At 71.5% G+C, this 25,145-nt stretch carries 12 protein-coding genes and 2 pseudogenes; 10 read left to right on the top strand and 4 right to left on the bottom strand.

Annotation, left to right across the window (positions count from 1 at the left end; all coding sequences use genetic code 11):
* The first annotated feature begins 50 nt into the window (after positions 1 to 50).
* From IE107_RS16360 to IE107_RS16375, 4 genes are all read left to right on the top strand, one after another.
* Complete coding sequence (locus tag IE107_RS16360) at positions 51 to 6,413, top strand: type I polyketide synthase (protein ID WP_229866983.1); 6,363 nt, start codon at positions 51 to 53, stop codon at positions 6,411 to 6,413.
* Between the two features lie 116 nt (positions 6,414 to 6,529).
* Positions 6,530 to 8,656, top strand: coding sequence for a histidine kinase (locus tag IE107_RS16365; RefSeq protein ID WP_189544486.1), 2,127 nt, complete (start codon positions 6,530 to 6,532; stop codon positions 8,654 to 8,656).
* A complete protein-coding gene (locus tag IE107_RS16370; protein ID WP_189544525.1) occupies positions 8,641 to 9,297 on the top strand; it encodes a response regulator in 657 nt (218 codons plus the stop codon). The genes IE107_RS16365 and IE107_RS16370 overlap by 16 nt, the downstream gene beginning before the upstream one ends.
* Before the next feature lie 133 nt (positions 9,298 to 9,430).
* The gene (locus IE107_RS16375; RefSeq protein ID WP_189544487.1) at positions 9,431 to 10,687 is read left to right on the top strand and encodes an alpha/beta fold hydrolase; all 1,257 of its coding nucleotides are present in this window, start codon (positions 9,431 to 9,433) and stop codon (positions 10,685 to 10,687) included.
* A 152-nt stretch (positions 10,688 to 10,839) separates the two neighbouring features.
* Here the strand turns inward: IE107_RS16375 and IE107_RS16380 are convergent, their stop codons facing one another.
* Positions 10,840 to 12,423, bottom strand: a complete 1,584-nt coding sequence (locus IE107_RS16380; protein ID WP_229866985.1) for an alpha/beta hydrolase — start codon at positions 12,421 to 12,423, stop codon at positions 10,840 to 10,842.
* Positions 12,424 to 13,107: 684 nt separating this feature from the next.
* Here IE107_RS16380 and IE107_RS16385 point away from each other — a divergent pair.
* The 3 genes from IE107_RS16385 to IE107_RS16395 all read left to right on the top strand — a co-directional run bounded on the left by IE107_RS16385 (position 13,108) and on the right by IE107_RS16395 (position 16,713).
* Entirely contained in the window at positions 13,108 to 14,127 is a 1,020-nt protein-coding gene (locus IE107_RS16385; RefSeq protein WP_189544488.1) for a proline racemase family protein, read from the top strand.
* A 437-nt stretch (positions 14,128 to 14,564) separates the two neighbouring features.
* Positions 14,565 to 15,296 carry a type 1 glutamine amidotransferase gene (locus IE107_RS16390; protein WP_189544527.1) on the top strand — a complete coding sequence of 244 codons (732 nt, stop codon included), beginning with the start codon at positions 14,565 to 14,567 and terminating at the stop codon, positions 15,294 to 15,296.
* A gap of 844 nt (positions 15,297 to 16,140) precedes the next feature.
* Entirely contained in the window at positions 16,141 to 16,713 is a 573-nt protein-coding gene (locus IE107_RS16395) for a TetR/AcrR family transcriptional regulator (RefSeq protein ID WP_189544528.1), read from the top strand.
* Between the two features lie 358 nt (positions 16,714 to 17,071).
* Here the strand turns inward: IE107_RS16395 and IE107_RS16400 are convergent, their stop codons facing one another.
* Positions 17,072 to 17,533: a hypothetical protein gene (locus IE107_RS16400; RefSeq protein WP_189544489.1), complete on the bottom strand. Its 462-nt coding sequence runs from the start codon at positions 17,531 to 17,533 to the stop codon at positions 17,072 to 17,074.
* Between the two features lie 174 nt (positions 17,534 to 17,707).
* On the opposite strand from IE107_RS16400, the gene IE107_RS16405 reads away from it, so the two are divergent.
* Positions 17,708 to 19,519, top strand: coding sequence for a flavin-containing monooxygenase (locus IE107_RS16405; RefSeq protein ID WP_189544490.1), 1,812 nt, complete (start codon positions 17,708 to 17,710; stop codon positions 19,517 to 19,519).
* A gap of 355 nt (positions 19,520 to 19,874) precedes the next feature.
* Here IE107_RS16405 and IE107_RS16410 read toward each other — a convergent pair whose 3' ends face one another.
* Together IE107_RS16410 and IE107_RS16415 are read right to left on the bottom strand one after the other, a co-directional pair.
* Positions 19,875 to 22,010, bottom strand: a complete 2,136-nt coding sequence (locus IE107_RS16410; RefSeq protein WP_189544491.1) for a SpoIIE family protein phosphatase — start codon at positions 22,008 to 22,010, stop codon at positions 19,875 to 19,877.
* Positions 22,011 to 22,015: 5 nt separating this feature from the next.
* Entirely contained in the window at positions 22,016 to 22,294 is a 279-nt protein-coding gene (locus IE107_RS16415) for a hypothetical protein (RefSeq protein WP_189544492.1), read from the bottom strand.
* 748 nt (positions 22,295 to 23,042) lie between these two features.
* On the opposite strand from IE107_RS16415, the pseudogene IE107_RS16420 reads away from it, so the two are divergent.
* Both IE107_RS16420 and IE107_RS34925 read left to right on the top strand, forming a co-directional pair.
* Positions 23,043 to 24,041: pseudogene (locus tag IE107_RS16420) on the top strand (DUF4158 domain-containing protein); the annotation flags it as partial.
* Between the two features lie 126 nt (positions 24,042 to 24,167).
* Positions 24,168 to 24,620 (top strand): annotated as a pseudogene (locus tag IE107_RS34925) (DUF4158 domain-containing protein); the annotation flags it as partial.
* Between the last annotated feature and the right edge of the window lie 525 nt (positions 24,621 to 25,145).

Below are 25,145 nucleotides of genomic sequence, written 5' to 3' on the forward strand. Positions count from 1 at the left end.
CACCGCCGCATGCACCGCCCCCGTTCCCCGTGAACGACAAGGAGACCCCCGTGGCCCACCGCAGGCACCCTCACCACCCAGCGAACCCGCCCATCGCCGTCATCGGCATGGGCTGCCGCCTCCCCGGAGACGCCGACTCCCCGGCCGCCTTGTGGCGTCTGCTGATCAAGGGCCGCGAAGCGGTGAGCACTCCACCACCCGGCCGCGAGATGGCCAACCCCGCGGACGGGCTGCCCACCCACGCACAACCCGCCTTCCAGCGAGGCGGTTACCTGAAGGACGTCTCACGGTTCGACGCGGACTTTTTCGGAGTCTCCGGACGCGAGGCCGACGTATTCGATTCCCAGCACCGGCTCCAGCTGGAAGTCGCCTGGGAGGCCCTTGAACATGCCGGGCTGCCACCCGAGCAGCTCACCGGCTCCCCGACAGGCGTCTTCACGGGGCTGAGCTACAACGACTACATGGACCAACTCGTCGGCCGACCCCAGGAACTCGAAGGCTCCGTCCTGACGAACGGCCACTGCGTCGCCGCCGGCCGCCTCTCCTACCTCCTCGGTCTGCACGGCCCCAGTCTCGCCCTCGACACCGCCTGCTCGTCCTCTCTGGTCGCGCTCCACCTGGCCTGCAATTCACTGCACCGCGAGGACTGCGATCTCGCCCTGGCCGCCGGCGTCACTCTCATGCTCGCCCCACGCGTCACCCGCTCCTTCGCCAGGATGGGCATGCTGTCCCCGACCGGACACTGCCACACCTTCGATGCCGCCGCGGACGGATTCGTCCGCGGCGAGGGCTGTGGTGTCGTCGTCCTCAAACGCCTGGCCGATACCCGCAAGGACGGCGACCGCATCCTCGCCGTCGTCCGCGGGTCCGCCGTGAACCAGGACGGCCGTTCCGACGGCCTCGCAGCCTCCTCCCTCACCGCCCAACAGACTCTCTACCGCACAGCACTCGACCGAGCCGGTGTCGACCCCGCCCGCATCTCGCTGGTCGAAGCCCACGGCACAGGCACCCCCGTCGGAGACCCCGTCGAGTTCGCCAGCCTGGCCGCCGTCTACGGCAACGGCCTCTCGCCGTGCGCCCTGGGCTCGGTCAAGACCGTCCTCGGCCACCTGGAGCCCGCCGCAGGCATCACCGGGCTGATCAAGACCGTGCTGTGCCTCCAGCGCGGGACCATCCCGCCCAACCTCCACTTCACCCGATGGAACCCGGCCATCGCCGCAGACACCACCCGCTTCTTCGTCCCGGTCGAATCCACCCCTTGGCCCGGCAGCCAACCGGTGAGGCTGGCCGCGGTCTCCTCATTCGGTTTCTCCGGCACCAACGCCCACGTCATCCTGGAACAACCTCCAACCCCCCGCCGCCGCCCCAGCCCGCCCGCCCCCAGCAAACCCCGGCTTTCCCCGCCCGAGGTGATCCTCGTCGCGGCCGGATCCCACCAAGCCCTGCCGGCCGCTGCCCGCCGCCTGGCCGACTGGCTGGACAACGACGGCGCCAACACGCCGCTGCGGGACACCGCCCACACCCTGGCCCTACGCCGCAGCCCCGGCCGAGGACGCCTCGCCGTCCTGGCCCATTCACGCGCCGACACGGTCGACGCACTCCGACGGTTCGCCGACGGCCTGCCGCACCCCGCCCTCATCCCGGGAACAACCGACGTCACCGCCACCCGCCGGCCCGTATGGGTGTTCTCCGGCCAGGGCTCCCAATGGCCTGGCATGGGCCGCGAACTTCTCGCCCACAACAAGGACTTCGCCCAAGTTCTGACCGATGTGGACGCCCTCATCCGCAACGAGGCGGGCTTCTCCGTCCTGGAACTGATCCGAGTCGGCGAACCCCTCACAGGATGCCCAAAGGTCCAACCAGCGCTCTTCGCCCTGCAGATCGCCCTCGCCGCGACATGGCAGGCACACGGCGTGAGACCCGCCGCCGTCATCGGCCATTCCATGGGAGAGGCCGCAGCTGCAGTCGTGGCCGGAGCCCTCACCCTCGCAGACGGCGTCCGCGTCATCTGCCGCCGCTCGGCACTGCTGGAGCGAATCGCCGGCACGGGGGCGATGGCCAGTGTCGGCCTGGCCCAGGCCGCCACGGAAGCTGCCCTCGCCGACGCCGGGGCCGACGCCGGGGCCGACGCCGTGTCCGTGGCAGTCCTGGCCGCACCCGACACCACCATCATCTCCGGCGACGCCGGCCAGATCACCCACCTGACCAGCCAATGGGACCAGCTCGGCATCCCCGCCGCCCCCATCGCTGTCGATGTCGCCTCCCACAGCCCTCACGTCGATTCCCTCCTGCCCGATCTGCACCAGGCACTCTCCGGCCTGACCCCCAGCCCGCCCCGCATCCCCTTCTACTCCACCGTGACCGAAGATCCCCGCCACGCCCCCCTCCTCGACGCCGCCTACTGGTGCGACAACCTGCGCCGCCCCGTCCGCTTCCACCCCGCCGTCGTCGCCGCCGCCCAGGACCGCCACCAGGTCTACATCGAGATCTCACCCCACCCCGTGGTCGCCCAGTCCCTCACCGACAGCCTGACCGAACCGGTCCCCGACGCCGTGGTTCTGCCCACATTGCGCCGCGCCCAGGACGAACCCACGACCTTCCGGACCCAGCTGGCCACCCTCCACTGCAACGGCGGCACCGTCGACTGGACCCACCTGTACGGCGACGGCGACCTGGTGGACACCCCCACCATCACCTTCGACCGCACCCGCCACTGGGCCGCCGGCCGGGCAACACCGGCCCACATGGACGTCCTGCCCGGCCGATACACCGAGGCCCCCGGCGACCAGGTCCGCCACACCTGGAGCGCCGTCGCCCCAGCCCTCCACCTCCCCTGGCTCAACGACCACCACGTCCACGGCGCTCCCGTCCTGCCCGGCGCCGGCTTCTGCGCCCTCCTCCACACCACAGCCCACGCCGCACTCACCGGCGAGCCCACGGACATCGTCCTCACCGACATCACCTTCCAAGACCTCCTGCGCCTGGACGACGACACCCGGATGAGCACCACCGTCACACTCACCACCGGCGAGCAGGCCGCCTGCGAGGTTCACTCCCGAAACCCGGACGGCTCCTGGCAACTGCACGCCACGGCCCTCGCCCGGCGCGGCCCCGCACCCCACGACGCCCGTCCCGCATCCGTGCCCGACCTCAGCACCAGGCACCACGTCCCCCTCGACCCCGCCAGGCTCTACGCCGCCCTGCGCGCCTGCGGGGTCGAACACGGCCCCGCCTTCAACGGGATCACCACATTGCACACGACGAGCCGCCGGGACAGCTTCTGGGCCGACGTCCAGCTACCGCCCACCGCCCGCACCCCCGAACCCAACCTCAGCATCCACCCCGTCCTGCTCGACCTGTGTCTCCAACTACTGGTAGCGGGAATCGGCTTCGAGAGCACCCCCGCACCAATCCTGCCGCTCCAGGTCCGCGCCCTGCGGATCCTCGGCGACCCCGCCCAGGCAGCCCACGCCCACGCACGGGTGACCGAGAACAACGGCACGACGCTCGCCGGAGACGTCCGTGTCCTGAACGCCCAGGGCCAGCCCGTGCTCGCCCTCGACGGCGTGCGGTTCACCCGCCGCGAAACCGCCCGAGGCAACGCCGTCGATCAGTGGTTCTTGCAACTCGGCTGGCACCGAGCACCCTCCCCCCGCACCACAACGACCCCACCCGGGAACTGGCTCGTCATGGACGAGGGCGACGGCCAGGGCGAACACCTGGCCGCGCTCCTGCGCGCCGCCGGCGCCCAGACGCAGGTACGGGAATGCCCCCCGGACGCGAAGGAACTCGCACCCCTGGCCGAAACCTTCGGCCGGCACCTGACCACCCCGACAAACCCCTGGCGCGCCGTAGTCCTGCTGTTCCGCGCACCGGCCACCCCCCATACCGACCCCGTCCAAGGTGCACAGCAACGAGCCCGGCAGCTGCTCGCTCTCGCCCAGGCTGCCGACGAGCACAGCGGAGGATGGCGCCTGTACGCCGTCACCCGGCACGCCTACGCCGTCACCGAAGACGAGTCCGGCCACCCGGCCCACAGCACCGTGCGCGGCGTGGCGCGCGTCATGGCCGTCGAGCAGCCCCGTACGCGACCCACCCTCATCGACACCGACCCCGGCGAGAGCGGGCTGCGCGCCCTCGCCGCCGAACTCCTCGCCGACGCACCCGAAGACGAGGTCGCACTACGCGGTGACACCCGACACATTGCCCGCATCGACCGCGCCCCCGTCACCCCCGCCGAACGCGCCGCCTGCGCCACCCGAACCGTCCGATTCGGACACGACGGGTTCCGCCTGCGCATCGGACAGCTCGGCGATCTCGACAGTCTCGAACTGGCCGCGACCGGCCGCCGCCGGCCCGGCGAAGGCGAAGTCGAAGTACGCGTCGACGCCACAGGCCTCAACTTCCGCGATGTCCTGACCACCCTCGGCATGCTCGGCTCCGAACCTGCCACCCCCTACCGCATCGGCTTCGAGTGCGCGGGCGAAGTCAGCGCCGTAGGACCCGGCGTGCACCACATCCGCCCCAAGGACACCGTGCTCGCCGTCCAGCTCGAGGGCGGCGCCTTCGGCTCCTTCATCACCCTCCCCGCCACAGCCGTCACCCCCCTGCCACCCACCCTGGCCCCCACCACCGCGGCAGGACTGCCCACGGCTTTCCTCACCGCCTGGTACGCCCTGCGGCACGTCGCCCGGCTCGCCCCGGGCGAACGCGTACTGATCCACTCCGCCACCGGAGGCACCGGCCTGGCCGCGATCGCCGTCGCCCGACTCCTGGGCGCGGACATCCTGGCGACAGCCGGCAGTGAGGAGAAACGGCACCACCTGCGCGGCATGGGGATCCGCTGTGTCATGGACTCGCGCACCCTGGACTTCGCCGAGCAGACCCGCCGAGCCACCGATGGCCAGGGAGTCGATGTCGTCCTCAACTCCCTGGCCGGCCCCGCCGTCCGGGCCGGCCTCGAAAGCCTGCGCCCGTTCGGCAGATTCATCGAACTCGGTGTACGCGACATTCTGGCCGACGCCCCTCTCAGGCTCGCCCCCCTGCGCCACAACATCACTTTCAGTACTGTCGACCTCATCGAACTGCAACAGCGGCGCCCGGAGCTGTTCGCCACGGTCTTCCGCGAGGCCATGGACCATATCGCCGCCCAGCGGCTCAAGCCGCTCCTGTGCACCGAATATCCGCTCGACCGAGCAGCAGACGCCTTCCATCTGATGGCCCGTGCCGGTCACATCGGCAAGATCGTTCTGACCGTCCCCGACCGGGGAGAGGCCACGGCCGTCCTGCCCGACGGGCCACCCGTCGTCCGCACCGACGGCGCCTACATCATCACCGGTGGCCTGGGAGGCCTCGGACTGGCCACCGCGCGCTGGCTGGCTGAGCAGGGAGCCGGCCGCATCATTCTCAACGGCCGCCGGTGCCCCTCACTGGAAATCGCACGAGCCGTCAACGACCTTGCCTCCAGCACCACGGTCGTCCTCGGCGACATCTCCCGGCCCGACACCGCCCAGCGACTGGTCACCGCCGCCACCAGCGGGGGTGTGCCCCTGCGCGGGATCGTGCACTGCGCCATGGTCCTCGACGACGCGGCACTGGCCACCGTCCGAGAGCACCAGCTCAAACGAGTGTGGGCCCCCAAGGTCACCGGCGCCTGGAACCTCCACCAGGCCATCGCCACCCACTCGCCGGACTGGTTCGTTCTGTACTCGTCGATGAGCTCCCTTCTGGGCAACGCCGGACAAGGAACGTACGCGGCAGCCAACGCCTGGCTCGACGCCTTCGCCACCTGGCGCACCCGCAACGGCCTGCCCACGCTGGCCGTCGGCTGGGGTCCCTGGGGCGAAACGGGGCCGGCCGTCGACTTCGCCGAACGTGGCTACGAGACGATCCCCACCCGCAATGGACTGGAGGCTCTGCACTCCCTCCTCTCCCACCAACGGGTCCGGACTGCCGTGATCCCGGGGCCGGCCCGGACCTGGATCCCCGGCACCGCCGCACACTCCAGCCTCTTCGAGTTCCTGGCTCCAGCTCCGGCCGGAGCCACCGAACCCGTCGCGGACGGGGGCAATGCCGTCAAACGCCCCCGGGGTGGCATCCGGCCCCGGCTCGAGGCGCTGCCCGCCGGCATCGCCCGCCAGACCGCCCTGGAGAGCTACCTGGCCGGCCACATCCGCGCCATCCTGCGTACCGGCAGCGGCACTCTCGACCCGCACACCCCCCTCAAGTCCCTCGGTTTCGACTCGCTCCTTGCCACAGAACTGCGCATCCGCCTCGACACCGACCTCGGCATCCGTCTGGCCGGCAACTTCGTCTGGCAGCACCCCACCGTCGCCTCCCTCGCTACGGCGTTGGCCATCCACATGGGCCTGGACCCGCAGGACGAACCACCCCTTTCCGGCACCGGCTCGTAGCGCCCGGGCAGGCCGGTGCAAGGCCTGGCGTGTGGCGATTGCCGACCGTTCACAAGCTCGACCTCGGGATTCGTCACCACTACCGGGAGACAGCGTGCGGGAGGTACGTTCCGGCGATGAGCCGGATTACGTGGTCGAGGACGGGCGGTCCGCCCGGGTGGCGCGTTCTGCTTCTTCCCGTGCTCGCCCTGGCCTCGACGCTGGTGGTCGTGCCCTTCGGCACAGCTGCGATCGCGGGCGCGGTCGCCGCGCCGGTCGCCGCGCTCATCGCGCTCCACGCACTGGCCGTGCACCGCACCGCAGGGCCGGCACTTGCAGGAGCGGCCACGGCCACAACGGTCGCCTCCGGTACCGCCGCTGCGCTCGGTGAGCCGCCCCACTACGTGGCGGGAGTCGCGCTGGTGACGGGCGGCGCAGTGGCGGTCGCCTTCGCGACGGGACGGTCACGTCGTCGCAGGCGAGCCCACAGGTCCGCACTGGTCGCGTACCGGGCCGGCACCTCCGCGGTGCCCCGGTTCGCGGCGCTCGCCGAGCGGGACCGGCTGGCGGCGGAACTCCACGACGTGGCCGCGCACCGGCTGACCGGGATCGTGGTGTCCGCCGGTGCCGCGCTCCGGCTCAACGACCAGGAGCGGACTGCCGAGGCGCTCCGTCACGCGATCGACGCGGGCCGGCAGGCGGTGCGCGAACTCGACCGTCTCACGGGACCGGGCGAGCGCGCCGCGGTGGCCGGCCTGGCCGACATCGACGCGCTGGCTGCCGAACACGGTGTGGACTATCGACGCACGGTGGACGCGGCACCCGGGAGCAGCACGGAGGCTGCCTACCGCGTGGTCCGCGAGGCGCTGACCAACGCGGCCCGGTACGCGCACGGGGCGGCGGTGCGCGTACACGTGGAGAGGGGCGGAAAGAGCGGCGGGGTGGAGCAGATCGCCATGTCCGGCGGGCCCGACCGGACCGGCGGTGGTCCCGGGCTGACCGTCACCATCACCGACGACGGCGGCACGGTCGCCGTGCCGGGCCTCGGTACGGGCCACGGCATCGCAGGGTTGCGAGCCGCGGTCCGCACCGCAGGCGGAACGCTGTCTGCAGGCCCGGAAGGCTCCGGCTGGACCGTACGGGCACAGCTGCCTCCGGCCGCGTCACCTGCCGTACGCCGGCGGCCCGGCTGGCGCGGGCCGATAGCCCTCGACTGGGCGTTGGTGGTCCTCGCGATCGCCCTCTCGCTCGGCGCGAGCCTGCTGTCGGCCGACGTACCCGACTCCTTCCGCGGCTTCCTGCCCGCGGTGCCGACGGTCCTGCTGTCGGGGCTGCACGCCGTGCCGCTGGGGTGGCGTTCGCGCGCGCCCGGGCGCGGACTGGCCGCGGTGCTGCTGGCCTTGGTGCTGTGGCTGGCCTGCGATCTGGCCGGCTGGACGCAGCCGCCGGTCAGTGACATCTTCCTGGTCTACTGGTGGGTCGAGTTGACGCTCGCCCATGGCTGCGGAGCGTATCTGACCAGCCGTCACAGCCATCTCGCGCCCCTCGCAGTGGCCGCCGTGGGTGGTGTCGCGCTCGCCAGCGGCAGCGGCATCACCGGAAACCGGGCGGCAGCCTGGGCGGTACTGACCGGAATGCTGGCTTTCCCCGCGTTCGCCGCCTGGTCACTCGGGCGGTTCACGGCCCGTCGCCGGGAGCGGCTACGGGCCGCGGCCGCCCGGCAGCGGAAGCTGCTCGACCGGGACGCCGACGCCGCGGTTCGCGACCAGCGCCGACGAATCGCCGCCGGGCTGCGGCGCACGGCGCACCGGCACGCGCGCGCGGTGGTCGCCGCCGCCGAGGCCGGTCACCTGGAGACCGTACGGACCGAGGCCCGGGCCGGCCTCGCCGCGCTGCGGGAGCTGCTCACCGAACTGCGGGACCGGGACGGCGGGGACGCCCCACCGCCGACCGTGGCAGGGATCGCGGCGCTGGCCACCCGGTACGGCACCGCGGTCCGCTACACCGGCTCTCGCCGTCCGGCACCCGCCGTCGTGGAGGTCGCCGCGTACCGGGTCGCCGCGACGCTGATGGCCGCGGGGGTGACACTCACCGTGCGCAGCCTCGACGACGGGGTCGAGCTCTCCGGTCCCGCACCCGCCGACCCCGGCGTGCTGCGGCGGCTGCGCGTGATGGCCGATGCCACCGGCGGTACCCTCTCGACGTCCGGCCGCGATGCGGTACGGGTGTGGCTGCCGGAGGTGTCCCCATCACGATCAGAGTGACCGTCGCAGACGACCAGGCCGTCGTACGTGCCGGGATCGCAGCGATCATCGACGCGGAGCCCGACCTGTGCGTCGTCGGGCAGGCCGCGGACGGCGAAGCCGCCGTCGAACTCGCGCTGTCGCTGCGGCCGGACGTCGCGCTGATGGACATCCGGATGCCAGGCGCCGGTGGCCTGGCGGCGACCGCCACGATCACCGCACGCAATCCGGCGACCCGCGTTCTCGTGCTCACCACCTTCGACCTCGACGAGTACCTGTTCGCCGCCCTGCGTGCAGGGGCCGCCGGTTTCCTGCTGAAGGACGCCGAACCGGAGCGGATCATCGACGCGGTGCGGGTGGTCGACACCGGGGCCGCGCTGCTCGATCCGGCGGTGACCAGGAGGCTCATCGACCGATTCGCCGAAGCGCCCGACCTGTTCGACACGGTCCGGCTGGACCGGCTCACTCCGCGCGAGACCGAGGTGCTCCGACAGGTCGCGCGGGGGCTGTCCAACACGGAGATAGCGGCGGCGCTGGGCATCAGCCCGCCCACTGTGAAGGATCACATCTCCGCGGTCCTCGGCAAACTCGGCGTGCGGAATCGGGTCCAGGCGACGATCGCCGCGTACGAGACCGGCCTGGTCCGGCCCGGCGCGCGCTGAACTGCCGGCATGCCACCGTTCCCGACCCCGCCGCGCGGCGGGGTGACCCCCCGCCGCACGGCTGTGACCTCCCGCTCCCGGATCGTCCCGCAGCGGGAGGGAATGCGCGCACCGTGTTCCTAGCCTGGTCCACATGGCACACACACCTGCTCGCCGCCGCCTCGTCGGCGGCGCTGTTCTGCTGCTCTCGCTGCCGCTGGCATCCGTTGCGGCGGCGGCCGGATTCCTCGTCACGGCGTATGTCACCACGAGCGTTCCGGTGTTCACTTTCGCCGGGCTCGCATCCGGCGCCTCGGTCGGCTGGCTGCTCGGTCGCGCGGGGTTCGCCGTGCTCGGCGCGGGCCGGCGGGCAGCTGTCCTCTTCGCGGGCGGGCTGACCGCCGCCGTGGCAGTACTTGCCGCCGTCACGGTATTCCGTCCGATGCCGAGCCCCGCGGGGGCGCCCGTCCCGCCCGGTGTCGGCTTCTGGAAGCTGCCGACCGGCTCGCGCATCGCGTACGTCCACGCCCCCGCCGTCGGCACGGCCAGGCCGACGCCGGTGATCTTCCTGCACGGCGGACCCGGTACGCCTGCGGAGGGCCTTCCGATCGGTGGCCGGGAACTCGCGGAGGACGGCTTCGACGTCTATTCCTACGACCAGCTCGGAGCGGGCCGTTCCACCAGGCTGCAAGACGTCACCGGATACACGGTCGCCCGCCAGGTCGCCGACCTCGACGCGATCCGCCGTACGCTCGGCGCGGACCGGATCGTCATCATCGGCCAGTCGTGGGGAGGGTCGCTCGCGGCCCAGTACCTGGCGGCCCACCGTCAGCACGTGGCCAAGGCGGTGTTCACCTCGCCGGGTGCGCTGTGGGGCCGCGAGTATCCCGGTTCCACGGCAGGCGAACCCTGGAACCGGCTCACCCCGGCCCAGGAGGCCCGGCTCGAGAAGCTGAACAGCACGCCCCGGATGCTCGCCGCGAGCCTGCTGCTGGAGGTCAACCCCGGTGCCGCACATGCCCTGGTCGGGGACCGCGAGGTCGACCACTGGATGCACGAGGTGGCTCTGACGGGCAAGGACAGCACCTCGTGCCAGGGCGCGCCGCCCACCGAGGCACACCACAACCCCCAGGGCTTCTACAGCAACCAGATCCTCCGCGACGACTTCGAGCGGATCCCCGACCCCCGGCCGAACCTGCGGGCGGCGCACGTCCCTTCGCTGATCCTGCGGGGCGAGTGCGACTTCATCAAACCCGCGGTCACCGACGAGTACCGGCGCACCCTCTCGAACTCCCGGCTCGTGACCCTCAAGGACGCCGGTCATGCCATCTCCCGCGGCCGGCCGCGCCTCTATACCGCGCTGCTGCGGGCCTTCCTGCTGGGCAGGCCACTGCCCGCTACCGCATCCTGAACAATCGAACGACGAGCCGCGGCCGGCCACGGGGCGACCGTGCGTGGCCGCCTCCGCCATCTTGGGACGGGGCGGGCCGTTCCTGTCGGAACCTTCCCCTCAAGACGGGTGCGGCACCGCTTGAGGGGAGTTCCTGATCATGGAATCTGCGCTCACCCGGTCTGAAGCCCGGCCTGCTGGGAGCAGGTCCGGTCGTGGGCGGGCAGCTTGCCGGTGGCCAGGTACCGGTTGACCTTGTTGTCGACGCAGGCGTTCTCGTAGAGCCCGTAGATCGCGTGTCGGTTCGCGCCCTTGAGAGTGATCAGCTTGGAGCTCGGCAGCAGGCCGTGCAGGGCAACGGCACCCTTGTGGACGGTGCGCGGGTCGCCGGTGGCGGACACGATCAGCACCTTGGCGTCCTGCTTCACCCGGGTGGGCTTCTCGCGGGGCAGGTCCCAGAAGGCGCACGGGCCGATGTTGTTGACGAGGGCACCGAAGCGCGGGTACGCGGCGCGGCTGCGTTCGATGTCCCGCCAGTAGACCTCGGGGTCGCGCGGGGCCGCCACGTCCCCGCAGATGACCGCGGGCTGCACGCTGCCGTGGTGTGACTGCTCACTGGTCAGTGCGAACCGCAGCAGCCCGGCGAACTGCGGTGACAGCCGGGTCGGCTGCCCGGACGCGGCCTTGTTCAGCACGGATATCTGCTCCCCGAGGGCCGCGCGGGACGTGTCGGTGTCGCTGTCGAGGCCGGCGAGCAGGAGGAACGGGGTCCGGGTGTCGTCGAGTTGGAAGGTCTCCGGGGCCGTGCCGACGGTCAGCGGGGCGCGTGCGGATGCCCTGATGACGCGGTCGACGGTGGCGAGGACCTGGGCGCGGGTGCGGCCGAGGCCGTAGGTGTCATTGCGGGCGGCCGCCCAAGAGGCCCAGTCGGCGAGCGCCTGCTCGTTCTCACCGACGGCCTCGCGGAGCAGCCGGGGACCGAACTTGCGCGGGTCGATGGCGCCGTCCAGGACCATGCGGTCGGCGCGGCCGGGGAACATCTGGGTGTAGACGGTGCCCAGATAGGTGCCGTACGAGTAGCCGAAGTAGGAGATCTTCTTCTCGCCGAGCGCGCCGCGGATGACGTCCATGTCGCGGGCCGTGTTACGGGTGGTGATGTGCGGCAGCACGGAGGCGTTGGTGGCGCGGCACTTGGCGGCCAGGTCCTTCTGGAGGACGACTTGGCGGTCGAAGCTCGCCCGGCTGTGACCGGCCGAGAAGAGATTGGTACCGACGGGCAAGCCGCAGTCCAGCGGGGTACTGCGGCCGACGAAGCGCGGGTCGAATCCGACGATGTCATAACGCGGGCCGACCTTCTTCATCCACGCGTGGAATTCCGGTGGGGATTCCAGGGCGGTGCCGCCAGGGCCGCCGTTGTTGAGCAGGATCGAGCCGATGCGGTGGTGGGTGTCGGTGGCCTTGAGCCGGGATATCGCGATGGTGATCGTACGGCCTCGGGGGTCGGCGTAGTCGAGCGGCACGGTGACATCCGCGCACTGCACGCCGGCCTTGTCCAGATCGCGCCCCATGGTGTCGCCCGGGTTCTTGGCGCAGCTGCCCCAGCCCAGGCGCTGGTCGTAGTAAGGGTCCAGCCAGGCCTCGGACTTCGACGTGGTGGGGGCCGGCGCGGCCGTGACGACGGGGGCCGCTCCGAGGGAGGCGGCGAGGGCGAGGCCCACCGCAGAGGAGCGGCACAAGGCGGGGCTGGTGGTGATCACGAAGTCTCCTTGGGGTGCTGGGTGTTGTGGTCGGGAGTGCCGGTCGGATGTGCCGCGTTCGCCGTGGGCAGGCAACTGCCACCGTGCCCGACGGGACAGCCGGCACTGCTGCGGTCCGGTCCGGTAGGTGCTTGTTGAAGGAGAATCACTTTGCCCCGTTCCGTGTACGTCTCACACCGTCAGACGCTAGGCGGAGCAGTAGCTCTCACTCACTACGGCTGTCCCCCCAATCGCGGTGGGGTCACCCTCAGCGACGGAGAGGGATGGTCAAGGTCTGTGGACATCCGTCCGCCGCTGCTCGGGGGAGCCTGTCGGCGCGTTTGCGGACCTTGGGCATCGTGATTGCGTTCGGACAGCCCCCTGTCTCGCCTCGGCACCTCGACGACAGGCAGCGGTGCCGAGGCCCGAACTCCGGTCGGGGCTGCGGCCGATCCGTGCCAGTGGCACTACTGGGCACCGAGCACGCGCGGTCCGGGATATCGTCCGGGAGCCGCCGAACGGGGGCAGCGAGGTACGCGAGTCGCGCCGGGAGACGGCCGTCACCACCCAGGAGGAGCGTGACGCCGAACTCGAAGAGGCGCTCAGCGATCTCCGGCTCGGCGATGGAGTGGTGCGGCCCGTCCGGACGAGCTCGCCGTACCCGAGGAGCGGCGCGGTATCGGCGTCCGGATCGAGGAGGACCTCATGACCATCCATCAGGTACGTACCACCGACTATCACACCGGCGGTGAACCGTTCCGCATCGTCCCCGAGCCGCCGGTCGCCATCGAGGGGGCCACCGTCGCCGAACGCCGAATGTTCGCCGTCGGCAACCCCGATGTGGACAATCTGCGCAAGCTGCTGTGCTTCGAACCTCGCGGGCACGCCGACATGTACGGCGGATTCGTCACCCCGCCCGACGACGAGGGCGCTCACTTCGGCGTGCTGTTCTGGCACAAGGACGGCTTCTCGACAGCCTGCGGTCACGGCTCCATCGCGCTCGCCGTCTGGGCCGTGCAGACCGGCCGCGTCGCCCGTGACCCCTCCGGCGTGACCATCGTCGTCATCGACGTGCCCTCGGGCCGGGTCACTCTGCGCGTGCGCACCGCCGGCGAACGGATCACAGGTGTCGACTTCGTCAACGTCCCCAGCTACCGGCTGGCCGAACGCGTCACCGTCGCCACGTCCCGCGGGGACGTCGTCGTCGATGTCGCCTACGGCGGCGCCATCTACGCGCATCTGTACGCAGCCGATGTGGGACTGGCCGTCACTCCCGAGCACTACTCCGACCTCATCGCGATCGGACGTGAGGTCAAATGGGCGCTGAACGACAGCGAGCACGCCCGTCACCCCGTCGACGACCGCCTGAGCGGCATCTACGGCACCATCCTGTACGACGACCTCGGCGTCGACGAGAACGGCAACCCGCACCAGCGCAACGTCACTGTCTTCGCCGACGGTCAGGTCGATCGTTCCCCGTGCGGCTCCGGCACCTGCTCCCGCGTCGCCGTGCTCGCGGCGACCGGTCGCCTGAAGCCGGGCCAGGTCCTCGTCCACGACTCGATCGTCGGTACCCGCTTCCACGCACGGATCGTCGCGGAGTCGGCCGTCGACGGCTACCCCGCCGTCGTCGCGGAGGTCACGGGGAAGGCGTACCGGACCGGCGAGCACTGCTTCGAGCTCGATCCCGCGGACGACCTCGGCACCGGCTTCGTCCTGCGGTAGCCGCCCTGCCGACCGGCTCGATCCTCCGCCCGGCGCCACCGGGGCCGACTTGCCCCGTCGGCCCGCGCCAGGTTCCGCGGCGCCCCGAGGGCTTCCCGGACGGGCGGAGGCGAGCGGGCCTACCTGGGCCTGCCGGGCGAGGCGGAGGGCCGGGCAGAGGACAGACTCGCGACATCCCTGCCCATGTCGGCCCTGGTGAGCCCTCGATCTGCTGTGCAGGACGGCAGGCATCAGCCAGTACGGTCCCACCGTCCGGCAGTCCCCGACTGCTCCCGGAGCGATCCGCGTGAGCGTGAACACGGATGCCGGTGTCGTCGGTGCTGCCCTGGGGCAGTGTGGTGTGGCAGAGGGCGAGTGGGAATGACTTCGCCGCTCGTTTCGGCCGACAGGGCGCGTGGACGACGACAAGGGGCAGAGGAATGAGTATCGCCGGCGTGATGGCTACGGCACTGGTGGTACAGCACGATTCCGGAGGGGGACCGGGCCGTTGGAAGGCCTGGCTGACGGAGCGGGGCCTGGCGGTGCATGTGGTTCGCGCATACGAGGGAGCCCCGCTTCCGGACCGGTTGGAATATTCCGCGCTCATCGTTCTCGGCGGCGCCTACCTTCCTGACGACGATGTCCGCGCGCCCTGGCTGCCGGCGACCCGGGCCCTCGTACGTCAGGCCGTCACCGAAGAGACGCCGATGTTCGGTATCTGCCTCGGGGGCCAGATGCTCGCTCATGTCGCCGGTGGCGAAGTACGCGGGAACCATGGACCACCCGAGTTCGGCAGCACCCGGCTCAGCTTGCGCCCCGAGGCAGCCGGGGATCCGCTGTTCCACGGGCTGCCCGCGCATCCCCCGGCCATCGAGAACCACGTCGACGCCATCACTGCGCTTCCCGCCGGCGCCCACTGGCTGGTCCGCAGCGAGCGCTGTCCCTACCAGGGATTCCGCATCGGTTCCGCTGCATGGGGCGTTCAGTTTCATCCGGAGACGACTGCTGAGCGGATCTGCGGCTGGAACCGCGACCGGTTGAACCGAAACGGTGCTCCAGCCCCGGAAACCCTGCACGCTCTGGCACTGCGTGACGAGCCGACGGCCACCGACACCTGGCGCACCGTTGCCCACCGCTTCGCGGACATGGTGACCACGAGAGCCCGGAGTACGGCGCCACGGGTCCTCTGACGAGTCCGCCCACCGTCGTCGGCGAACGCGGACAGGAGGGTTGATCGCGCTGTCGCGGAACTGCTGCCATTCCTCGCCCTTCAGACCGTACTTGGCCTTGGCCGCGTCGAGGCGCGCCTCCCAGTCGGCGGGCAGCATGGCCAGGATCCGGTCGACGACGGCCTGGTGCTGCGGGTCCATGGAGGAGGTGTCGATGGAGGACTGCGGCGACCGGCTCGCCGTAGCCGTGACGCCGGTCGCGTCAGCGGCGTGTGCGGGAAGCGCCATGCCAAGGCCGCAGGTCGCGGCGATCGCCAGGCTCGCTGCCACAGACAGGGTCTTCTTCACGAGATCTCCTTTCGAGGGTGCCCGGTAGGGCATCCAAGGGCGACGCTCAGTCTGTAAGGCCAACTACCGAATCAAGAACCGTCGTTCACTGTCCGAAACCGGCATGTCTGGAACCTGACAACCTCATGGACCCCGTCACGCCTGCGCTGCCGGTGGTCCGGTCTGCGCGCTCCCGACCGGCTCGACCGCACCGTCCCCTCGTACGCGACCGGCGGGACTCCTCCGGGGACGGGCCCTCGGCGCCGGGCATCTTCGCATCGGCGGCGCGGAGTTGTGAACGGCTCGTGCCGACGGCTGCCGCGAGGCGGGCGAAATCGACCGGAAGGCCGGTACCGACGGGCGATCTCCCGCTCGTTCCGCCAACCCGCCCGACGACCGCGGGCTCGGGTGTGCGCACCTTCTCGCTGCGCGGTCGGCGAGGCCGAGCCGATGCGCCCCGCAGCCGTACTACGCTTCCCGGGTGACGAAAGCCACCGAGTCCCAGGACCCGCGGCCTGCCGCCCGGGGCTCGGCCGCCGTGCAGGGAGGGTCGCCCGACCAGGGCCGCCCCGCCAACCAGGGGCGCCGGGTCGCGGCCCGCAACCGGACCGCCCTCGTCGCCGCCGCGCGCGAGGTCTTCGGTGAACAGGGTCTGAACGCACCTCTGTCCGCTGTCGCCCGCCGTGCCGGGGTGGGGCAGGGCAGTCTGTACCGGCACTTCGCCGACCGGCTCGCGCTGGCCTCCGCCGTTCTCGACGAGAACGTCCGGCAGATCGAGCGGGCCGCGGCCGAGCCCGGCGCGAGCCTGGAGAGCGTCTTGGGTGTGATCACCTGGCACCTCAGCCGCTCGACGGCGTTCGTCGACCTCCTGCGCGTTCACGGCGAGCAGGCCCGCGCGCTGTCCGAGCGCGTCCGCACGGCCCTGAGCGGGTGCCTGCCTGCCGGCCATCGCCTGTCGACCGACGACGTCATGCTCGCCGTGGCCATGGTCTCCGGAGCCATCGGCGGCTCCACCCCGGCGGAACGAGAGCACTTGGCCCTGCGTGCCTGGCGGCTGCTCGGCGTCGAGGTGGGGCCGTCGCGGCCCTTCGAGGCGGCCGTCGACGAGTGACCGTCAGCCGCCGTTGGACTGGCGGATGCCCTCGGCGAGCGCGGTGAACCTGTGCCGGTCTCCGTGCCGCATCCGGTCAGTGCCAGGAGTCCGGCGGCTGCCAGGCCCGCCAGAGCGCGGGACGCGCGGTACGTGGTCATGGGGTGATGGCTCCTTCCTGTCGCGTCCGGGCCATCCGGACGCCGTGCCGTGCCGTGCAGGAGATGTGTCCCGGCCGTGGCGCCGGGTGCGAAGGGGCGGTTCCGTGCCGCGGGGCGGGCACCGGGAGGGCCCGGCGGGGCGGTGATCAGGCGGCCGACCAGCCGCCGTCGGAGGGCAGGATCGCGCCGCTGACGTTCACCGCGTCCTTGCTGAGCAGTCAGTGCATCGAGTCCGTCGGCGGCCATGTCGACCGCGACGACGCGGCCCCCTCCCGCGTGATGCGCGCGGCGACGGCCCTGCCGATGCCGGAGGCGGCGCCGGTGACGACGACGGTCCGGCCGCCGAAGCGACCGGCCGTGACTCGCTCTGTCCACGGCTCGGGGGTGCCGATCTCGACGCCGGGGCCGGGCTCCACGGCCGGCGCGGTTCGGGCCGGGGGAGCGGTGGGCAGCCCCTCCGGAACTTGGCCGGTCCCAGCGGCCGTGACGAGCGCGTCCACGAGCTCCGGCGGGAACTTTCCGCCGGACGTCCTCACCAGCTGCTCCAGCGGCAGACCGAGGGCGGGGACGAGGGCCAGTTCGCTCTGCCCCTCCGAAGCCAGCAGACCGCGCAGGACCTGCCCGGCGGCAGGGTCCGCCAGCCATGCGCGCAGCGGTGAGGCGGGGGTGAGGTTCGACATCGCGGGCCCTTCGTGTCGGTGCTCGGGCAGGGCCGCGTGCGCCGGGTCCCACCCCAACCGGACAGTGCTGTCCGGTACTTGGGTTACGGTACCTGTGACCGCGCGGGACACCGCGAGGACTTGACCCACCCACGCGGCCGGCCGACGCACCTCCCGCCGAGAGAGGAATCCCCCATGACCCTGCCGCAGTGCGACACCCCGCCCACCCCGCAGCGGACCGCCGGCCTGCGCGAGCGCTATCGCATCGAGCGGGAGCGCCGCGTGCGCCCCGAGGGACCGGGCCAATACCGGTCGGCGTCCGCGGAGTTCGGCTACTTCGCCGCCGACCCGTACACCGGCGCGGTGCCGGAGCGCGAACCGCTGCACGACGCCGTGGACGTCGCGGTCGTCGGTGGTGGGTTCGGCGGGATCCTGGCGGGCGCACACCTGCGCCGACAGGGTGCAGGGGTGCGGGTCGTCGAGAAGGGCGGCGACTTCGGCGGCACCTGGTACTGGAACCGCTACCCGGGCATCCACTGCGACATCGAGTCGCACGTCTATTTGCCGATGCTCGACGAGACCGGCTACGTACCCGAGTGGAAGTACGCCCCGGGCGAGGAGATCCGCTGCCATGCGGTGCGCATCGCCGAGCAGTTCGGCCTGTACGAGGATGCCCTCTTCTCCACCGCAGTCACCTCCCTGACCTGGGACGAGACTGCGCAGCAGTGGGTGGTCGCCACCGACCGCGGCGACGAGTTCCGCGCCACCTACGTCATCACCGCCACCGGAACCCTGACCGAGCCCAAGCTGCCCGGAATCCCCGGCATCGAGGAGTACCGGGGCCACACGTTCCATACCTCCCGCTGGGACTACGACTACACCGGCGGCAGCCCCGAGGGCGGAATGACGGGTCTGGCCGGCAAACGGGTGGGCGTGGTCGGCACCGGCGCCACCGGCGTGCAGGTCGTCCCCATGCTGGCCGAAGACGCCGGACACCTGTACGTCTTCCAGCGCACCCCTTCCTCCGTGGACGTTCGTGGGCAGCGGCGGATGACGCCGCAGGAGGCCGGGGCGGACCGTCGGGGCTGGGCGGCCGAGCGCCGGGAGAACTTCCTGCGGATCGTTTCCGGGGAGCACGCCGAGCGGGACCTGGTCGCCGACCGCTGGACGGAGTCGGCTGCCTTGCTCGAGAAGCTCCTGCCGGGCTTCCGCCGCGACGGCGAGCCGGACTTCGAGGTCGCCTACGAGGCCGCCGATCACGCCACGATGACCGCCATCCGGGACCGTGTGGCCGCCGAGGTCAGCGACCCCGCCACGGCCGCGGCCCTCCAGCCCTGGTACCGGTACGCGTGCAAGCGCCCCACGTTCTCCGACCGGTACCTGCCCGCGTTCAACCGGGACGACGTCACGCTCGTGGACACTGCCGACAGCCACGGCATCGAGCGCATGACCGCGCGAGGTGTCGTCGTGGGCGGTGTGGAGTACGAACTCGACTGTCTGGTGTTCGCCACCGGGTTCTCCGTCGGCGTCTCCGGCATCACCTCCGGAAAGCTGCCCGTGACCGGCCGCGACGGGGTCCGGCTCCTCGACGTGCGGGCTCAGCACGGCCCGCGCACTCTGCACGGCTTCACAAGCAACGGGTTCCCGAACCTGATCCAGATGGGTTCGCTGCAGAACGCCAGCAGCGTGAACTTCACGCACGTCCTGGACGAGCAGGCCGTGCACGCCGCCGCCCTGGTCGCCGCCGCGGAGGAACACTGCGCCGTCGTGGAGCCCACCCGCGAGGCCGAGGACGCCTGGATCGGCATATGCGCCCAGGGCGCACCCGACCACGAGTGGTTCCATGCCGAGTGCACCCCCGGCTACTACAACCGGGAGGGCCGTGGCCGCCCGAACGGTCCCCTCGCGTACCCGCACGGCGCCGTCGCCTTCCATGACCTCCTGCGCCGCTGGCGTGCGGAGAACATCATCGAGGTGCTGCAGGCCAGGGCCTCAGCCTCGGTCTGACGGCCGTCCGACGTGCCCCGCCAGGCGTACCGGGCGAGCGCGGCGAGACCTCGCTCGAACGCCCCGCCCGGCACATGCCTTCGGGCCGGGGCCGCCACCCGCGCCGTGGGCTTCACTCTGAGCAGGGAGCAGCCCCGGCCGAAGCCGCCCACCGCCGATCGACCGTACTGACAGCTCCGTGCGGGGGCACGGCCATGAGCGCCGGCCCTGCTGCCACGCGCAGCCGGGGCCGCGGTCGGCGGGCACCGGCACTTCGAGTTCTTCACGCAGCCCGGGCACGAGGATCAAGTGCTACGGCCAATGCGGCCTGATCAGGCGTCAAATCCAAGGCGCCTGCCATCTGGCGGTGCTTCGGTCATGGTCCGCAGCATGGGCGGATGAGGAGCAGGGCGATGTCGTCGTGGCGGGGTGCGGATTGTTCGGCGTGGTGGAGGAGGGTATCGGCGAGGGCGTCGAGGTCGCCGGGCTCTGTTGCTGCGAGGTGGCCGGCGAGCGTGTCGGTGGCGTCGTCGATGTCGGTGCCGGGGCTTTCGACGAGTCCGTCGGTGTACAGGGCGAGGACGGCTCCGGGTGGGAGGGGGATGTCGGCGGTGCGGTAGTCGGCGTCCGGCTCGATGCCCAGCAGCAGCCCTGGCGGCAGGCGGAGGATGTCGGTGCGCCCGTCGGGGTGGCGGAGCAGGGCAGGGGGGTGCCCGGCTGTGGCCAGAAGTGCGTGGTGGCGGGTGAGGTCGAGGTGGGCGATGAGGCAGCTGGCAAACAGGCCGGGGTCGAGGTCTGTCAGGAGGCGGTTGGTGCGGGCGAGGACCTCCCCAGGGGCGGCGCCGGCGGTCGCGTGGGCGTGGACGGCGGTGCGGACCTGTCCCATGAGGGCGGCGGCGGCAGTGTTGTGGCCCTGCACGTCGCCGATCGCGGCGACGGCCGTCGTGGAGGTGCAGCGGATGAGGTCGTAGAAGTCGCCGCCGATATCCATCCCGTAGCCGGCCGGCCGGTAGCGAGCGGCGACCTGAAGGCCGGGAAAGCGCGGCAGGGTGTGGGGCAGCAGACCGGTCTGCAGGGTGTGGGCGAGGGTGAGCTTGGCGTCGTAGAGGCGGGCGCGGTCCAGGGCCTGAGCGATCAGGCCGGTCAGCGACGTGAGCATGGCTCTCTCGGCGGGCGGGAACGCGTGGGGCTGGTCGTAGGCGAGGACGAGGGAGCCGACCGGGCGGCCGGAGACGATCAGGGGGAGGAAAGCCCAGGCGGCCATTCCGTCCTGGCACACGGCCGGGGGATAGGCCCTCTTGAGGTCGGCGAAGGTGGCGAAGAATCCGGGCACGCCTGTGGCGATGACGTGCGCGGCGGGGGTGTCGGAACTCAGGGAAGCCGCATCGAAGCGGGCCATCAAGGCCGGGCTGTAGCCGCGGGAGCCGGCGATCCGCAGCCGTCCGTCTTCCACGGTCAGCAGTGCCAGGGCTCTCGGGCCGAAAGCCGGCACGATCTGGTCGGCGGCCAGTTCGACCGCGTCCTGCACGCTGACGGCTTCGGCGAGGGCGGTGGCAAGGTGCGTGAGGTGGTACAGCGGCGTCGCGCCGACGAGCCCGGCCGGCGGCGGGGCCGCTGCCGCTGCCGCCTTGGTGCTCGGATCCCCTGCGGTGGGTGTGATGTGGACACTGATGCCGCTGTCGTCCGGGTAGAGCTGGAAGACCAAGCGGGTGTCGGGCGGGCGCGTGGCGGTGAAAGAGGTGGGCTGCCGGGTGACCACCGCCTCCCGGTAGCGGTCTTCGAACACCGGGTCGTACAGCCACAGGAGCACCTCCCAGGGGCGTTTGCCCAGCAGGGAGGCGGCACCGGTGCCGACCAGCTCGGCGCCGGCGGGATTGATGAAAGTGAGCCGGCCGTCCAGATCGAGTGCGCAGCAGCCCACGGGCAGCCGCTCGGCGAAACCCAGAGCGGACATGGCCCAGGCCGGATCGGCCTCGCGGGGGTGCAGCGCAGGCAGCAGACGAGGTTCGTCGGCGGGCCGCAACGGACGGTTGCTGTCGGCAGCGTGCTGGAGGAGCGCTGCCACGCGCCGACAGCAGTCGGTGATCGTTTCCTGCTCGGCGTCGCTGAGCTGCGCCGGGTGCCAGACAGGCCACAGCAGCACGATGCCGCCCCACACGGTGGCGACGCCAGTGATCGGAGCCGCGGCAACCATGTAGTCGTACGGCAGGACGAGGCCGACCCGCGGATAGCGGCGGGCGATCTCCTCCTGGCTCCCCAGCCATAGCAAGCGCCGTTGCCGTACGGCGTCTGCCACAGGGATCGCGGCGTCCACGGGGACGCGGGCCCAGGGAGCGACGATCTGCCGGGACACCCCGGAAGCAAGCACCAGACGCAGCACCCGCTCGCCCGGCAGCATCACGTACACCATGCCCGCCGATGCACCGGTGTCACGTACGACATCGGCCAGAACGTCATCCGGCAGCCCAAAGCCGGGGCCGGCCACGTTCTCAGGAAGAGCAGGGCGCCGCATGCCCCTCACCCGCCCCTGCCGACAGGCGCGGCGGCGGGGGTACGGCCGAAGCGGCGGCGGGCCGCCTCTGCACTGATACCCAGCCCCGCCCCGATCTCCGCCCAGCTCGCCCCCGCCCGCCGGTCGGCCAGCACCACCGCGCGGACCAGCTGCCCCGCCAGATCAGGCACCCGGGCCACGGCAGCGCAGTTCCGGCCCGCGGGCGAACCCGGCGAGGGCGGCTCCAGGTAGACCCTCGCAATGCCTTTGACGTGCAGCAGCAGGACCTCACCTGCCGCGTTCATCCCTTCGCGTGCCGGCGCCGCCTCCTGCCACCGGCGCCGGGCCCGCCAAGCCGCCTGTCGGTGTGCCGGGCGACAGTACCGGCGCCCGCGGGCCACGGACCCCGGGAGCCGCCCACCACACCCGTCGCACCGCATGTCACCCATATGCGGACAATATGCCCGCTGGGTTGTGACGGCACCCTGTCCCGGCCCCACAGGGGAGGGGACTCGGCGGCGGATCCCGTCGGCGTACGGGGAGGAGATCTGGATGGCTTCCCGCGATGTCTTGGCGATTCTTTCGGTACGGTCGAGGGCCGCGGTGATCGCGGCTTGGCGAATCGGTGGGGTCGGGTTCTCGATCCGGCCGGTGATGCGCTGGTGGAGACAGGCGGCGTGGCGGGGGAGGGCACCACGCGCACGGAGACCCCGTGCGGTTTCCACCGCGGTGATCGGTTCCCTGAGTGAGACCCGCAGGGTACGGCCGGACGCGCGGCTGCTCGGGCACGCGGTCGATCACAGGGCCGGACGGCAACATCCTTGTGCGAAGGCGGCTGCACTGGGCAGGTGCCCCGGCCGCATTCCTCGTCGCCGTCTCCGGCCTTGGGGACCAACGGAACAGTCATTAGCGCTAAGCACTTGATGGGGGCTGAGGAACATCGGAACGAAAACCGGCGCTAAGCCTGCCTGGCGTCGATGTGGGCTTTGACCTGGGGTTCTGTGAGGGATGAACCTTCGGCAGTCGTATTGATCGACTGTCTGGAGGTCCGGGGTGCCGGTCGAGTTTTTGACAGATGAGCAGGCTGCCGCGTACGCGGCGTATCGCGGGGCGCCGTCCCGTACGGAGTTGGAGCGGTTCTTCTTCCTGGACGACGCGGACCGGGAGCTGATCGAGTCCAAGAGGCGGGCACACAACCGCCTGGGGTTCGCGGCCCAGCTCACGACCGCGCGGTATATCGGGGTGTTCCTGGACGATCCGGCGGACGTACCGCCGGAGGTCGTGGACTACCTTGCCGAGCAGCTCGGCATCGGTAACCCGTCGGTGCTGAAGGTGTACGGCGAGCGGGAGAACACCCGGCTGGAGCACGTACGCGAGCTGCGGCGGGTGTTGGAGTACCGGGAGTTCGCCGAGGCGGAGGCCGAGCTGCGGGAGTGGGTGGACGCGCGGGCGTGGACGACGGGCGAGGGTCCGAAGGCGTTGTTCGACGCGGCGGCCGGGTGGCTGCGCGAGCGGCGGGTGCTGCTGCCGGGGGTGACGACGCTGACGCGGCTGGTGGCCTCGGTACGGGAAGCGGCGAACCAGCGGCTGTGGGACACCCTGTACGGGATGCTCGGCGTCGGGCAGCGGGCGGTGCTGGACTCCCTGCTGACGGTGCCGCCGGGTGAGCGGGTTTCGGAGCTGGACCGGCTGCGCCGGGGCCCGGTGCGGGTGTCGGGCCCGCAGATGAAGCGGGCGTTGGAGCGGGCGGAGGAGATCGCCGCGCTCGGGATGGGCGCTGTGGACGTGTCGGGGATACCACCACGGCGCTTGGCGGAGCTGTCGCGCTACGGGGTGGACGGGAAGGCGTCGCTGCTGCGCCGGCACTCCGACGCACGCCGCCTGGCGACGCTGCTGGCCACCACCGTGTACTTGACCTCGCGGGCGGTGGACGACGCGCTGGACCTGCTGGAGGTGCTGATCGCGACGAAGCTGCTGGCGAAGGCGGAGCGCGAGAGTGCGAAGGAGAAGCTGAAGACCCTGCCGCGGGTGGAGCGGGCGTCGGCGAAGCTGGGGTGCCGGTAAGAACGCTGTCACCAGCCGCAAGCGGCGGTGATCTTGCGAGGGTGTCACCCGTGTGGGTGAGTCCGGGGTCGTACAGCTGCGCGGGGTGAGGCCCCGAGAGGACGATCGACGACCGTGGCCCGTACCCCTTTGGACCTGGACGACCTGGTCGAGCACTGGACGCTGTTGAAGGACGAGCAGGGGCTCGTGTCCGGCAAGCGCGGTGCGACGCGACTGGGCTTCGCCGTGTTGCTGAAGTTCTATACGCAGTACGGCCGGTTTCCCCGGGGCCGGTTCGAGCTGCCGGGCGAGGCGGTGGAGTTCGTCGCCCGGCAGGTTCAGGTACCCGCCGCCGAGCTGGACGCGTATGAGTGGAGCGGCCGGACGGTCGAGTACCACCGTGCGCAGATCCGCGGGCACCTGGGCTTCCGCGAGTGCAGTGTCGCGGACGCGGACAAGCTGACGGTCTGGCTGGCCGAGCACGTCGCGTGCAAGGAGCGGCGGCCGGAGCAGGTGCGGGTGGAGCTGCTGGCTCGCTGCCGAACGGAGAGCATTGAGCCGCCGACTCCGGGGCGGTGCGACCGGATCGTGGGCGCCGCGCTTCGGGTGGCCGAGGAGACGCTGACGGCGAGGATCTCGGCGAGGCTCACGGTGGAGAGCATGGAGCGGATCATCGCCCTGGTCGCTGGCGCCGACCAGGCGGACGACGCCGTACGCGGTGAACCCGGTGCCGGTGAGGGCGAGGACGGCCCGCCGGTCCTGGGGAAGATCAAGGAGGCTCCGGGCAATGTGAGCCTGGAGACGATGCTCACCGAGATCGACAAGCTGCTCGCGGTCCGCGCTGTCGGGCTGCCGGCGGACCTGTTTGCCGATGTCGCGCCAAAGGTGGTGGCCGGGTGGCGGGCGCGGGCCGCGGTGGAATCCCCGTCCCACCTGCGGACTCATCCGCGGCCGCTGCGGGTGACGCTGCTGGCCGCGCTGTTGCATGAGCGGGAGCGGGAGATCACGGACACGCTGGTGGAGCTGCTGATCTCCACGGTGCACCGGATCGGGGCGCGGGCTGAGAAGAAGGTCACCGAGCAGCTGGTCAACGCGTTCAAGAAGGTGTCGGGC

Origin of the sequence: Streptomyces gelaticus (assembly GCF_014649535.1) — a bacterium.
Taxonomy (GTDB): domain Bacteria; phylum Actinomycetota; class Actinomycetes; order Streptomycetales; family Streptomycetaceae; genus Streptomyces; species Streptomyces gelaticus.

Coding starts and splice junctions, on each gene's coding strand:
- IE107_RS16390 (WP_189544527.1), top strand. CDS start 14,565: ATGGCTACGGCACTGGTGGTACAGCACGATTCCGGAGGGGGACCGGGC.
- IE107_RS16365 (WP_189544486.1), top strand. CDS start 6,530: ATGAGCCGGATTACGTGGTCGAGGACGGGCGGTCCGCCCGGGTGGCGC.
- IE107_RS16375 (WP_189544487.1), top strand. CDS start 9,431: ATGGCACACACACCTGCTCGCCGCCGCCTCGTCGGCGGCGCTGTTCTG.
- IE107_RS16415 (WP_189544492.1), bottom strand. CDS start 22,294: ATGAACGCGGCAGGTGAGGTCCTGCTGCTGCACGTCAAAGGCATTGCG.
- IE107_RS16400 (WP_189544489.1), bottom strand. CDS start 17,533: ATGTCGAACCTCACCCCCGCCTCACCGCTGCGCGCATGGCTGGCGGAC.
- IE107_RS16410 (WP_189544491.1), bottom strand. CDS start 22,010: ATGCGGCGCCCTGCTCTTCCTGAGAACGTGGCCGGCCCCGGCTTTGGG.
- IE107_RS16405 (WP_189544490.1), top strand. CDS start 17,708: ATGACCCTGCCGCAGTGCGACACCCCGCCCACCCCGCAGCGGACCGCC.
- IE107_RS16385 (WP_189544488.1), top strand. CDS start 13,108: ATGACCATCCATCAGGTACGTACCACCGACTATCACACCGGCGGTGAA.